Annotated in this window: 12 protein-coding genes; 2 read left to right on the top strand and 10 right to left on the bottom strand. The window is 49.2% G+C overall.

The annotated features are described in order from the left end of the window. Positions 1–32: 32 nt before the first annotated feature. Together MHH76_RS17925 and MHH76_RS17920 are read left to right on the top strand one after the other, a co-directional pair. A complete protein-coding gene (locus tag MHH76_RS17925; protein ID WP_025810763.1) occupies positions 33–2,468 on the top strand; it encodes a heavy metal translocating P-type ATPase in 2,436 nt (811 codons plus the stop codon). Beyond that, positions 2,465–2,614 carry a hypothetical protein gene (locus tag MHH76_RS17920; RefSeq protein WP_023856286.1) on the top strand — a complete coding sequence of 50 codons (150 nt, stop codon included), beginning with the start codon at positions 2,465–2,467 and terminating at the stop codon, positions 2,612–2,614. The genes MHH76_RS17925 and MHH76_RS17920 overlap by 4 nt, the downstream gene beginning before the upstream one ends. A 41-nt stretch (positions 2,615–2,655) precedes the next feature. Here MHH76_RS17920 and MHH76_RS17915 read toward each other — a convergent pair whose 3' ends face one another. From MHH76_RS17915 to MHH76_RS17870, 10 genes are all read right to left on the bottom strand, one after another. Further along, positions 2,656–3,507 (bottom strand): tagatose bisphosphate family class II aldolase, encoded by an 852-nt coding sequence (locus tag MHH76_RS17915; RefSeq protein ID WP_023856284.1) that lies wholly within the window; start codon positions 3,505–3,507, stop codon positions 2,656–2,658. Positions 3,508–3,532: 25 nt separating this feature from the next. Next, positions 3,533–3,991 carry a PTS sugar transporter subunit IIA gene (locus tag MHH76_RS17910; RefSeq protein WP_023856283.1) on the bottom strand — a complete coding sequence of 153 codons (459 nt, stop codon included), beginning with the start codon at positions 3,989–3,991 and terminating at the stop codon, positions 3,533–3,535. A gap of 6 nt (positions 3,992–3,997) precedes the next feature. Further along, positions 3,998–5,398: a fructose-specific PTS transporter subunit EIIC gene (locus MHH76_RS17905; protein WP_025809917.1), complete on the bottom strand. Its 1,401-nt coding sequence runs from the start codon at positions 5,396–5,398 to the stop codon at positions 3,998–4,000. 13 nt (positions 5,399–5,411) lie between these two features. After that, positions 5,412–6,326 carry a 1-phosphofructokinase gene (gene pfkB, locus MHH76_RS17900; protein WP_023856281.1) on the bottom strand — a complete coding sequence of 305 codons (915 nt, stop codon included), beginning with the start codon at positions 6,324–6,326 and terminating at the stop codon, positions 5,412–5,414. A gap of 83 nt (positions 6,327–6,409) precedes the next feature. Beyond that, complete coding sequence (locus tag MHH76_RS17895; protein WP_003185233.1) at positions 6,410–7,189, bottom strand: MurR/RpiR family transcriptional regulator; 780 nt, start codon at positions 7,187–7,189, stop codon at positions 6,410–6,412. A 109-nt stretch (positions 7,190–7,298) separates the two neighbouring features. Further along, positions 7,299–7,625, bottom strand: coding sequence for a four-helix bundle copper-binding protein (locus MHH76_RS17890; protein ID WP_020452949.1), 327 nt, complete (start codon positions 7,623–7,625; stop codon positions 7,299–7,301). Between the two features lie 103 nt (positions 7,626–7,728). Further along, complete coding sequence (locus tag MHH76_RS17885; RefSeq protein WP_020452948.1) at positions 7,729–8,658, bottom strand: metal ABC transporter substrate-binding protein; 930 nt, start codon at positions 8,656–8,658, stop codon at positions 7,729–7,731. 28 nt (positions 8,659–8,686) lie between these two features. Continuing rightward, a complete protein-coding gene (locus MHH76_RS17880) occupies positions 8,687–9,544 on the bottom strand; it encodes a metal ABC transporter permease (RefSeq protein WP_020452947.1) in 858 nt (285 codons plus the stop codon). Further along, positions 9,544–10,287: a metal ABC transporter ATP-binding protein gene (locus MHH76_RS17875; RefSeq protein WP_023856278.1), complete on the bottom strand. Its 744-nt coding sequence runs from the start codon at positions 10,285–10,287 to the stop codon at positions 9,544–9,546. The genes MHH76_RS17880 and MHH76_RS17875 overlap by 1 nt, the downstream gene beginning before the upstream one ends. 224 nt (positions 10,288–10,511) lie before the next feature. Beyond that, entirely contained in the window at positions 10,512–13,454 is a 2,943-nt protein-coding gene (locus tag MHH76_RS17870; protein ID WP_043054470.1) for a glycoside hydrolase family 3 C-terminal domain-containing protein, read from the bottom strand. Positions 13,455–13,461: the final 7 nt, after the last annotated feature.

Below are 13,461 nucleotides of genomic sequence, written 5' to 3'. Positions count from 1 at the left end.
TACCTATAAGGGGTATATAAGGAGTGAAGGATATGGACGGACAAAAAGAAGCCACCCTCCAAATCTCTGGCATGACCTGCGCCGCCTGTGCGGCGCGGATCGAGAAAGGGTTGAAAAGGCTTGACGGCGTTCAGGACGCAAATGTGAACTTGGCGCTGGAAAAATCAAAAATCGTTTATGATCCGGGGCAAATCGAAGTCGGACAGCTGGCTGAGAAAGTCGAATCGCTCGGCTATCAAGTTCCAGCGGAAAAAGCCGAATTCGCAATTTCCGGCATGACGTGTGCGGCTTGCGCCAACCGGGTTGAAAAGCGCCTCAACAAGCTGCCGGGCGTCAAAAACGCCGCCGTCAACTTTGCCATAGAGACTGCGGCAGTCGACTATCATACCGGTGCGGTTTCGCCGGAGGAAATGATCGAAGCCGTTGAAAAGCTCGGCTACAAGCTCGAGCTGAAAAAAGACCAAACTGCGGATGGAGCGGCGGAACAAAGAGAAAAAGGCATTCAGCGTCAAACCGGCAAGTTTATTTTTTCGGCCATTTTATCTTTTCCGCTGCTCTGGGCAATGGTCAGCCATTTCAAATTCACGTCATTTATATGGCTGCCGGGGATGTTCATGGATCCCTGGGTTCAGTTCGCGTTGGCGACACCGGTTCAGTTTATCGTCGGGAAACAGTTTTACACAGGGGCTTATAAAGCGCTTCGGAACAAAAGTGCGAACATGGATGTGCTGGTCGCTCTAGGCACGTCTGCCGCGTATTTCTACAGCTTGTATTTAAGCATTGAAAGCCTCGGCACGAACCGGCATCCGGACGGACTTTATTATGAAACAAGCGCCATCCTCTTAACCTTGATCATTTTAGGAAAGCTGTTTGAAGCGAAAGCGAAAGGGCGCTCATCCGAAGCGATCAAAAAGCTGATGGGGCTGCAGGCAAAGACGGCGACCGTCGTCAGAAACGGCGAAGAGATGACCGTGCCGATTGAAAACGTATTGGCAGGCGACATCATGTACGTGAAGCCCGGTGAAAAAGTACCGGCAGACGGAGAGATTGTCGAAGGACGTTCTGCGCTGGATGAATCAATGCTCACCGGTGAAAGCATCCCTGTTGACAAGACGGTTGGAGATCCGGTTATCGGTGCTACAATCAATAAAAATGGTTTTTTAAAAGTAAGAGCAGAAAAAGTAGGCAAAGATACTGCGCTGGCGCAGATTATAAAAGTCGTGGAAGAGGCGCAAGGTTCAAAAGCTCCGATTCAACGGCTCGCAGACCGGATTTCCGGGGTTTTTGTGCCGATTGTCGTGGCGATCGCAGTCATCACATTTTTCGTCTGGTATTTGGCGGTTAGCCCCGGTGAATTCGGCACGGCGCTGGAAAAGCTGATTGCGGTGCTTGTGATCGCATGTCCGTGTGCGCTCGGTTTGGCAACACCGACTTCGATCATGGCCGGATCGGGCCGTGCGGCTGAATTCGGAATTTTATTCAAAGGCGGCGAACATTTGGAGACGGCTCACCGCTTGGAGACGATCGTGCTTGACAAGACGGGGACTGTCACAAATGGAAAGCCTCAGCTCACAGATGTGCGCACTGAACCATGGATCGATGAAACATCGTTTCTCAAGCTTATCGGTGCTGCGGAAAAAAACTCTGAACATCCGCTTGCTGAAGCCATTGTCGAAGGCGTTAAAAAGAGAGAGATAGAACCGGCCTCCGCAGACAGCTTTGAAGCGATACCCGGCTATGGTATCGAAGCCGCAGTCAATGAAAAACGGATTTTGATCGGTACAAGACGGCTGATGGAAAGCCGTGATATTGACATTCAAGAGGCGCACAGCGAAATGGAGAAGTTTGAAACACAAGGAAAGACGGCGATGCTTGCCGCCATCGACGGTCGGTTTGCCGGGCTGATCGCCGTCGCCGATACGATAAAAGACACGTCGAAGAGAGCGGTGAAAAGGCTGCATGATATGGGGCTTGAAGTCGTCATGATCACCGGGGACAACCGGCGGACGGCAGAAGCGATTGCTGCTGAAGCCGGTATTCAGCATGTCATTGCAGAAGTCCTGCCTGAAGGAAAAGCAGATGAAGTGAAGAAAATCCAGGCAAAAGGCAAAAAAGTCGCGATGGTCGGCGACGGCATCAATGATGCGCCGGCACTGGCGGCAGCCGATACCGGAATGGCGATCGGAACGGGGACTGACGTCGCCATGGAAGCCGCCGATATCACCTTGATCCGCGGCGATTTAAACAGCATCGCCGATGCGATCCTCATGAGCAGGCTGACGATCAAAAACATTAAACAAAACCTTTTCTGGGCGTTTGCCTACAACAGCATCGGCATTCCGTTCGCGGCCGTCGGGCTTTTGGCCCCGTGGATCGCAGGTGCCGCGATGGCGTTCAGTTCGGTCTCGGTCGTTCTGAATGCACTCAGGCTGCAAAAGGTGAAGCTTGATTGGAGGAATCCGTCTTGAAGGATAAAACAGTACTCGTTTGGACGGTTTCGGCGGTTGTTTATGTAGGAATTGTCATGCTCGTATACAGCATATTGGCCGCTCAGGAACCGATACCCGATGAAAAGCCTCATGACGGTCATGCTTTAGAAGAGCATGCCAAATGATTTGAAAAAGCCGGATGTTAAAGAACATCCGGCTTTTTGCATTAGTATCTGTTATTGCTCATACACATCAAAATCTTTTCCTGAACGATTTCTTTCATGGCTTCTTTGGCGGGGGTCATATATTTTCTTGGATCGCTTGCATCAGTGTGTTCATGCAGATAACGGCGCAGTTTATCTGAAAAGGGAATTTTTAATTCAGTCGCGATATTTACTTTTGCACAGCCGAGCTTGATGCACTTTCTTACATCTTCTTGCGGAATTCCTGAGGCGCCGTGCAGGACAAGCGGAACTGAAACCCGTTTTTGAATCGCGGCCAGCCGGTCAAAATCGATATTGGGTTCTTTTGAGTAAAGCCCGTGGGCTGTACCGATTGCCACCGCAAGCGAATCGATTCCGGTTTTCTCGACGAACTCTTTTGCTGCATCCGGATCGGTGTAATAAGCGTCGGCTTCATCCACGATTAAATCATCTTCCTGTCCGCCGAGCCTTCCGAGCTCGGCTTCTACAGTGGCATCTTTTTGCCGGGCATATTGTACGACGCTCGCTACAATTGCGGTATTTTCGGCAAATGGATGGTGCGAAGCATCAATCATCACCGATTTTGTCCCTAATGATAAAGACTCGCGAATATCATCAATCTCTTCATGATGATCGAGATGGAGGGCGACCGGGATTGAACAGCGCGCTGCGGCCGTTTCTGCAATCGCTTGAATATAGTCGCGGCCTGCATAGCTGAAGGTTCCGGGAGTAGCCGCAAGAATCACGGGGGACCTTAGGGCTTCAGCCGCTTCTGTCACGGCTTGCACGGTTTCCAGGTTGTGAATGTTAAAGGCCGGTACCGCATAGCCGTTTGTCTGTGCGTCCAACAGCATTTTCTTCGTATTTGTCAGCATATCGATTCCTTCTTTCTGATCAAAATTAGGATATATAGCTCGAAAAGGTGTTCAGAATGTCGTCAGGACTCGAGGCTTTAATCAGCTGCTGCCTCGCATCTTCGTGAACAAGCATGCGAGACACCGATGATAATAGATTGAGATGTGTGCTGCCTGCCTCGGCATCTGGTATCAATAAAGCAATGATAAATGTGACAGGGTTTTGATCAAGCGCGTTCCATTCGATGCCCATCTGGTTTTGAATGATGATGACAGATGCTTCTGTGATGTCCTTCAGTTTTGCATGGGGAATGGCAAAGCCTTCAATGAAGCCGGTCGTACTTTCAGCCTCTCTTTGTGCCAATCCGTGTATGACCGCTTGTTTTGTTTGGGCGGCTCCCGATTCATATGCGACCTGAGCCACCCGGTCAAATGCTTCCGCTTGGGAAGATAACGTTTCTTGAAGATAGATGTGCTCTTTTTTGATTAAAGCTGTTGTGCCCATGTTTGATCAGCCTTTCTGTTTTTCATATGTCCGTTTTTGATAAAAACCGTATAAGAAGGCGCCGATAAGCGATCCGATGATAATCGACAACACCCATTGAAAGGCTCCTGTGACAACGGGAAGTACAAGGAATCCGCCGTGCGGGGCAGGTACTTGAACTGCGAATGAGTATGTTAATATCGCCGATATCGAAGAGCCGATCATCAAAATCGGGATGACAGGGATCGGTTTTTTTGCGGCGAACGGGATAGCACCTTCGGTAATATGAGTGGCGCCGAGAATAAAATTGACAAGCCCTGCATTTCGGTCCTGCTGGCTGAAATATTTGCGGAAAAGCAAAGTGGCAAACGCAATGACAAGCGGCGGTGTGATGCACGCGGCGGAAACGCCTGCCATGAAATATTGGTTCCCTTCAGCGAGAAGAGCAGTGCCGGTGACATAAGCGGCTTTATTGACCGGACCGCCCATGTCAAATGCGCTCATACAGCCGATAATTAAGCCGAGAATGACGGGATTCGCTCCTTGAAAATCGGCTAAAAAGTCCTTCATCCCTTCATTGATGGCCGTCATCGGCTCCACGAGGAAAAACATGACCGCACCGATCAGAAAAATGCCGATAACCGGATAAAGAAAAATTGCTTTTAGCCCTTCAAGGGATTGAGGCATTTTTTTAAGTGCATACGAGAGACCGTAAATGATCAGTCCCGCCAAAAAACCGGATACGATGCCGCCCAGAAAACCCGCTCCCCCCGTGCTGGCGATCATGCCGCCGATAAACCCGACAATCAGGCCGGGACGTTTGGCCATTGAAGCGGCGATATAAGCGGATAAAATCGGAACCATCAGCTGGAAGCCGAATGCGCCCGTTTTATTCAGCAATTCGGCAAAAGCGTTGTAGCTTGGATGTTCAGGATCTGCTGAATGGATGCCGAATAAAAAGGAAAGTGCAATTAAAACCCCTCCGCCGACGACAAATGGGAGCATGTGGGAAACCCCGTTCATCAAATGTTTATATATTTTACGGCCGATGGAAGCGGCTTCGCCTGTTTGGAGTTCATCCTCTGTTTTTGTCGCTGTTTGTTCGCGGTAAATCGGCGCTTCGCCGTTCAGCAGCGCCCGAATTAAAGATTCCGCATCTCGGATGCCCCGCGCAACCGGGACGTCAAGGACGCGTTTGCCTGCAAAACGATCGGCGCCTACATCTTTGTCAGCCGCGACAATGACTCCGTCGGCTTGTTTAATGTCCTCTGGCGATAGTTCGTTTTGAACTCCGATTTGTCCGTGTGTTTCGACTTTGATTTCTACACCCAGTTTGGCGGCGGCCTGTTTTAAGGCCTCTTCAGCCATAAATGTATGGGCAATGCCTGTTGGACAGCCGGTTGCCGCGATGATTTTGAACTTTTTCATAAGAAAACCCCCTTTATAAATGAGTGATTTGAATTTGTGAAGCTGTTTGATCGAGTTTTGACACATCTCCGAGGCCTTTCGAGAAAGCCGTCAAGGATCCGGCGGCAGAGGCGTGTCTGAGTGCTTCAGGAACAGAACAGCCCAGCTCCTGTTTTCCGACGAACACGGCAAGCATGGCATCGCCGGCACACGCGGTATTGACAACTTTGCCTTTGGCGGCTGTCGCTTTTAAGGTTCTTTGGCGGTCCAAATAAAGGGCGCCGTCTTTGCCGCGTGAGATGAGAACCCTTTGAGCGCCGCGATTGAGGAGCTCCTTTCCGTAGTGGATGATTTCTTCTTCAGACAGCGCTTTCTTCCGGCTGAAAAAAGCGGCAAGCTCCTGTTCATTCGGTTTAATCAGGTAAGGATGGTATGAAAGACAATCTAATAGGACGGGAGAGCTGATATCCAAGATCAATTTCAGTTTGTTTTCGGCGGCAATCTCGGAAAGCGAAAGGTACATGTCATCTGGGACTCCTCTCGGAAGACTGCCTGAGACAAATAAAAAGCGGCCGGACGGAATTTGACGGATTTTGTTGATCAGCTCCTGTTTTCGGCCTTCAGATATGAGCGGACCTTTGTTTACGATTTTGAATTCCCGGGTGGCATTAATAAAAATATTAATCCGTGATATGCCTTCGACTTCGACAAAGTCTGTGACGATTTTTTCATTCAGCAGTTCATTTTCAATAAACCGCCCGGTAAATCCGCCTGTAAATCCAAGCGCGGTATTGTTAAGGCCGAGGCGCTTGAGCATAAAAGAAATATTGACACCTTTTCCGTTTGGCTGATAATCTTCATCTTTAGTGCGGTTGACGACATCGGGAAGCAGCTCGTCGGTTTCAACGAATAAGTCGACCGCGGTATTCATCGTGCATGTATAGATCATGCTGTATCCCCCCTTTATCTGTGGCTTCACAGACATTATGTCACAGATAAAAGGGGGGATGTTTACAGGTTGTGTAAAGGTTTTCAGCTATGAGCGGTGCGGATGACGTATGAGTCCAGCATGATGCGGGAGAGGACTTGCAGAGGGAGGCGCGAGCGGACTTCATAATCGGGAAAAAATGATTGTTCACCTTTAAACCCGACTAGTACGATCTCTGATAATTTCGCAAGACGCGAATCGATCCTTGTTGTTAATGTAATGGTGGAAATGGCTTGCAATTTGAAATTTTGAGCGGCTTCAACAAGCTCCTCTGTCTCGCCGTTCAGGGAAACAAAAAGGCCGAGGTCTTTTTTTGCCAGTGTTTTTGACTTGCCTCTGATAATATTCGGGTCGCTGTGCATCTCGCAGTTTTTGCCGAGCAGCTGAAGCTTGATCGTCATCTCAGTCCCAATCATTTCAGACAATCCCCTTGCGAAAATGTAAACTTTTTCGGCATTGCTGATTTTTTGAATGGCATCTTCGATCAACCCGATATCAAGCATTTTAATCGTATCCAGAACTTCTCTTTCATTCTTGAGCACGGCCTGTTTAATTTGGCTGTCGATATCATCCATCAGCGGAGCGTGGCCGAGGTGGTGTTTTTCTTTTAATGCGTACTTAAAAGAAGTGTAGCCGTCATAACCGAGCTTTTTCATTAACCTGACAATCGTGGCTGTTGAAACATTTGCATCCTCGCTTAATTTTACAATCGATAAAGTGGCGATGACATCTAAGTGCTGATAAATGTACTCGAGCAAATGCCGTTCTGAATCGCTGAGCGACTGATATGTGTCAGAAGTCATTTGAAACACGCTGTCTTTCATATTAAAACCCCCTTTTATAGTCATATTGTATCAGTTTAGCAAGGGGGGAGGAGAAAAAATAAACGTTTCCGACATAAAAATATCCGGCCCGAGAGCCGGATATTTCAAGTTAAGAAGCGATTTTTCTGCATGCTTCAGCACATGCAAAGCAGCTTTCAGCGCAAAGCTGGCAGTGGTCATGCTTGTGCAGGCTGCATTCATTGCCGCAAGCTTCGCAAACCTTTGCGCAAAGCTGGCAAATGTCTTCGGCATACGGGCTGTTGCGCGTCATGGCTTGAAGTGCGAATCCGCACATCTCCGCGCATTCCCGGTCAAGTCGGATGCATTCGGCCATCATCCCCGCGTCTTCTTCCATCAGACATTTGTCAAAGCAGTGATTGCATGCTTCAAGGCATTCCCGGCAGGCTTTGATGCATTCCTCGTATACAGATTTCACGAAATACACTCCTTTTTTCTGCGTTTTCCCTTCGTTGTACCCTGCTTTAAAATCGGGAAAACATGCGAAAAAAACTGCTGTACATCCTGTACAGCAGTTTTGGTTATTCGGCGAGACCTTGATGGATCCGGTCAAGGTTTTCTTTCATCATCTTATAATAGGAATCTCCCGCTTCACCGGGCTTTCCGATCGAATCGGTGAAGACTTTTGCTTTAATCGGCACGCCTGTTTCCGCTGACAGGCTTTCCATGCTCCGCGGGTCAACGCTTGTCTCCACGAATAAGGCCGGAACTTCCTTTTTCTTCACCGTGTCGACGATTTTTTTCATCTGACCGGGAGTTCCTTCATTTTCGGTATTGATTTCCCAAATATACTGCGCGTCGACGCCGTAGGCCGAAGCGAAATATTTAAAAGCTCCTTCGCTCGTCACAAGGACGCGGCGCTCTTTCGGTATATCTTTAAAGCGGTTCACCGCTTCATTATGAAGCTTTTGCAGCTTGCCGATATAGGCTTCAGCGTTTTTCTCGTAATCTTCTTTATGGTCGGGATCGTTTTTGATCAGCGCATCTCTCGCGTTTTTGGCATATTGAATCCCGTTTTCTATATCGAGCCATGCATGGGGATCTTCTTCCGTTTCTTTACCTTTGGCAGTGAGATGCTTTGGCTTGACCCCTTTGCTCAGCTTGTAGACAGGGGCGTCATCGCCGTCTTTTTCAGCTGTTTCCAGCAGCTTGTTAAACCAGCCGTTTCCTGTCTCCAAATTCAGGCCGTTGTAAAAGATGACATCGGCGTCCGTCGTTTTTTGCACGTCTTTTGGCAGCGGGTCGTATTCGTGCGGGTCTGTTCCAACAGGTACAATGCTGTATAAATCGATGTGATCTCCTCCGACTTGTTTGACGATGTCATAGAGAATGGAGTAGGTGGTGACGACCTTCAGCTTTCCGTTTTCTTCACTGCTGCTTTTCGATGAGCAGCCGGCGGCGAGAACAAGAATCAATGCCGCCGCAATGGCTAATGTTTGCTTCCATTTCATGTTTTGTGTTCCCCCTTTATATTGTGGATTATTGAAGTGCTGCCCGCTTTCTTCTTGATTTCAAAGCTCTCCAAAGCACGCCTTGTTTCGGTGAAAATGTAAAGGAAAGTCCGAACAAAATCGTAGCCACGAGCACGATCGCCGCTCCTGAGGAGAGGTTGTACGTATAGCTTAATCCAAGACCGACGACCGCTGACAAAGCGCCGAGGAAAGCGGACAAATAGATCATCACCCACAGCCGGTCCGTTAATAAATAAGCGGTTGCGGCAGGCGTGATCAGCATCGCGACGACGAGGATAATGCCGACGGTCTGAAGCGATGCGACCGTGACCATCGTTAAAAGCGTCATTAAAAAGTAGTGAATCAGCCGGTTCGGCAAGCCGTAGACGGCCGCCATCGTCGGGTCGAAAGAGGTGATGAGCAGCTCTTTGTAAAACAAAAAGACGGCGGTAAGAATCATGACTCCGATGACGAGCGTGATCCACATGTCGGATGAACGAACGGCCAGCACATTTCCGAATAAGATGTGGTACAGATCGCTTGAGCTTTTGACAAGCGTGATCAAAATGATCCCGACGGCGAAAAAGGCTGTGAAGACGATACCGATGGCCGAATCGTTTTTAATTCGGCTGTTTTGGCTGACATAGCCGATTCCGAGAGCCGTCAGGATGCCCGTAAAGACGGCGCCGAAGAAAAAATTGACGCCGAGCATATAAGAGATGGCGACGCCGGGAAGGACCGCGTGTGAAATCGCATCTCCCATCAGCGCCATTCCCCTGAGAATGATAAAGCAGCCGATGACGCCGCAAATGATGCCCACCATAATCGATGTGAACAGCGATTTTTGCAGAAACGAATATTCCATCAAACCATGGATAAATTCCATCACATCGCACCCCTTTTCGATTGCAGGAACGGAAGCTGAGATTCGTAGGCTTTCATCATCACGTCGGGATTGAGGATGTCGGAGACCGGGCCTTTTTGAATCAGCTCTTTGTTCAGCAAAATTAATTCATTGAAATAGCTGTCCGCTTTGCTCAAATCGTGATGGACGACAAGAACGGTTTTTCCTTCATCACGAAGTTCCTTTAAGATGCTGACGATCATTTCTTCACTCGTCACATCAATTCCGACGAACGGTTCGTCAAGACAGAACAGCTCTGCTTTTTGGGCGAGCGCCCGGGCGAGAAAAACGCGCTGCTGCTGCCCGCCTGACAGTTCACCGATCTGGCGCTTGGCGTATGCTTCCATCCCGACTTTTTCAAGACAGTGATATGCCCAGTCTTTATCGCGTTTTTTCGGACGTCTGAAAAGGCCGAGTTCAGGATACGTGCCGAGGATGACGGTGTCGAGCACATTGATCGGGAACGTCCAATCCATATCATTCCGCTGCGGAACATAGGCGATTTGCTTGCGTACATGTTTGAGCGGTTTTCCGAGCAGACGGACGTCGCCTTTATCTTTTGGAATCAATTGGAGCATGGCTTTTAACAGTGTTGATTTTCCTGCGCCGTTCGGTCCGATAACGCCCGCCATCATTCCTTGATCAAGCGAGAAATTGATATTGCGAAGCGCTTCTGCGCCGTGATAAGAAACATATAAATCTTTTACAGTAATCGCGGGTTTCATAGGTTCATTAACCCCTTTCTATGTCTATATGAAAGTTAACCTGAATACAATATTTTTGTTGCGGTAATATTTTATTGCCTTAAGACATTTTTTTTACCTAATGCAACTTTTGATTGAATTCTAATATATCATTCCTAAGTTGTAAAGCACTAAAATTGCTGAAAAACGGTAAAAGCCATGCAGATCAAGCTGCATGGCTTTAAAAAAATTTCTTCTGTGCCGGTTTATCGTTCAAATTGAAACGTATCGATTGCGACTTTCCCTTTGAAGACAAAGTAGATGCGATGGGTGCCTGCCGATTTTCGGACGGAAGCTTTTATCGTTTTCCAGTTATGCAATCCGGATGTGTCAGGCACTTTTAACGAGCCGATTTGCTTTCCTTTTTGAGGATGATCGAGGAAGATGCCGATTTCGCCGCCGCCTCTGCTTGCAACCTTTGCTTTTATCCTTTTTTCGCCTTTGAAGCGGACATCATGGAAGGCGATCCACGCGTTTGCTGTACTGCTTTTTACCGCATCGCCGCCGTATTTGGATTCTTCGGTGATGAGCACGCCTTTGTAGTCGTCGTAGTTTTCAGCGTTTGTCTGCCGCCGCAAGTTCCGTTCTCGAATCGTTTCACCTTGGACGAAAATCCGCTTTGTCTTGCGGATGTCCGCCGCCGAGCTCCCGACCGCTATTTTGTATGCGCCTCTTTCAACGGCAAACGTTTCGCTCGTTACATCCCAGAAGGCAAGGTCTGCCTGTTTCAGCTTGAATGTCACGGTTTTCGTTTCTTTCGGTGCCAGCTCAACGCGCTGAAAGTTTTTCAAGTCCAGATTGGGCTGTTTAACCCGCGTGTTAAACAGGGGAGAAGTATAGAGCTGAACGACCTCATCTCCTTTTCTTCCGCCTGTGTTGGTGACGTTGACGCGGATCGTGACGGAGCCGTCTTTTTTGATGCTGTCAGAGGAAACGCTTAAACCGCTGTAGTGGAACGCTGTATAGGATAACCCGTGGCCGAACGGATACAGCGGCTTGCCTTCGAAATATTTATAGGTTCTTTTCCCTTTGATGATATCGTAATTCATCATATCCGGCAGTTCTTTGACTGACGTGTGCCAAGTTTGCGTCAGCCGTCCGCCCGGATTTTCATCTCCAAAGAGAATGTCCGCCAATGCGCTTCCCGCCTCCTGGCCTCCGTGTGCGGAGTATATGATCGCAGGAATGTGCGCTTTAGCCCAGTTGAGAGCGAACGGATAGCTGCTCGTTACGACAAGCACCGTATTGGGATTGGCTTTAGAAACAGCTTTCAGCAGATTTTCCTGGGCCGGAGGTAGTGTAATGTCTTTCCGGTCTTCGGTTTCCCGGCCGTTGATGTAAGGATTGTTGCCGACAAACACGACGGCTTTGTCCGCGGTTTTTGCCAGTCGAACCGCTTCCTCCGTACTGCTCTTGATGATCGCCTTTGAAAACTTTTCCGCTGCTGTCGCCGGCTTTTCGGCAGCGGCTGTTAATGTCCCGTCTTTTCCAGCGGTGAGATATTTGCCGTTTGCCGTATTTTTGATGGCAAATGTCCCGTCAGGCTGCTGTTCAAACTGGAAAGTTTCTTTGACGGTCCAGCCGTTCGGCTGTTTCTGATCAGCGATCAGTTTGCCGTCATCCTGAAGCGAGACATAGAGACCGTTCGCTTGGGCGCGGAGGGTGAAAATGCTTTCTCCCCAATCCGCCGCATCGAATGCCGCGCTTTTCTCAAGCTTGTCAGCCGATGCTGTGAGCGGTTGTTTGCCGTCCCGGCCTGCGGTTACAAACTTTCCTGTCAGGGCGGATTTGAACCCGCTTTGTTCCAGCCCTTCGGCAAAGGAGACGCGGTCTTTGCCGATTTTGTCCGCGATTCCGTCAAGCGGGGTTTTCCGATACGGCATCGTTCCGCTGTACCAATCTTCGTAAAGCGCATTTCCGAACGGTCCGATAACTGCGATGTTTTCATTTTTCCGGGTATTGAAGGGCAGCAGATTCCGGTCATTTCTCAGTAAAACAATGGCTTTTTCAGCCGCTTTTTTCGCAAGCTGCCGGTGCTTTGGACTGTTGATGACGCCATCTGTCAGGCGGCTGTACGGATTGAGTTCGTCCGGATCGAATTCGCCTGTTCGAAAACGGATGCTGAATGTGTTGGCCAAGGCTTGATCGAGGTCTTTCTCAGACATAAGGCCATTCTTTAAGGCGCCGGTTAAGGCGGTTTTCGTCAGCCCGGGATTTTCTCCCTGATCTGTAAAGTTGTCAATGCCGGCTTTTACGGCGTGGGCATGCGCTTTTTCGTGGCTGTCATAATACTTGTGGTCAGTGACGATTCCTGAAGGATCAAAGGCGTCGCTGACGATGAAGAAATCGTCTTCGGCCCATTTTCCTTTGACTGTGCTGTTGAGCAGCGGGCTCAAAATGGCCGGTTTATCGTTGACAGAATTGTAGGCTGGCATCAGGCTGTACGCGGCTTTTGCGGAAATTGCCGTTTTGAAGGGCTTCAAATAATACTCGTTCATGTTCCTGGGATCAATGCTTGAGGAGCTGAATCCCCGGTCTGTTTCGTTGTTATAGGCAAGAAAATGTTTTAAGGTAGGAACTGTTTTCAAATAGAAGGGATGCTCGCCCCTTAAACCGGAGGCATAGGCGGTTGCTATTTCCCCTGTTAAAAAAGGGTCTTCGGAATAGCCTTCTTCATTTCTACCCCACCTTGGATCCCGCAGCAGATCAACGACCGGCGCCCAGACATTGACTCCGTTTGCCGCGGGATCAAGGTGGTGGAAGCCGCGGACTTCATCGCCGACCGCTGAGCCGATTTGTTTGATTAAAGAGCGGTCCCATGTGTGTGCGAGCCCGACAGCCTGCGGGAAAACGGTCGCTTCCCCGAGCCAGGCAACGCCGTGAAGCGCTTCTGTGCCTGTTTTAAAAGCGGGAATGCCCAGCCGGGGAATGGCAGGCTGATATTGATGCATCAGCGACACTTTTTCCTCAAGGGTCAGTCGAGAAAGCAAGTCGCTGACCCTTTTTTGAACAGGGAGACTTGGATCTTGAAAGGGATATTCATATTCATCAGCCTGGGTTTTAGCGGCCGCGGGCGGCGGATTGACAGCGGCGGCGGAAAGGATCGTGCACATTGCCGCCAACATGATGGTGCGGACCGTTTTCAGCATCCTGATC

Origin of the sequence: Bacillus sp. FSL L8-0193 (genome assembly GCF_037976065.1) — a bacterium.
In the GTDB taxonomy this organism is placed as follows: Bacteria; Bacillota; Bacilli; order Bacillales; family Bacillaceae; genus Bacillus; species Bacillus paralicheniformis.
The sequence above is the reverse complement of the archived record's forward strand: the minus strand, read 5'-3'. Positions and strand labels throughout refer to the sequence as shown.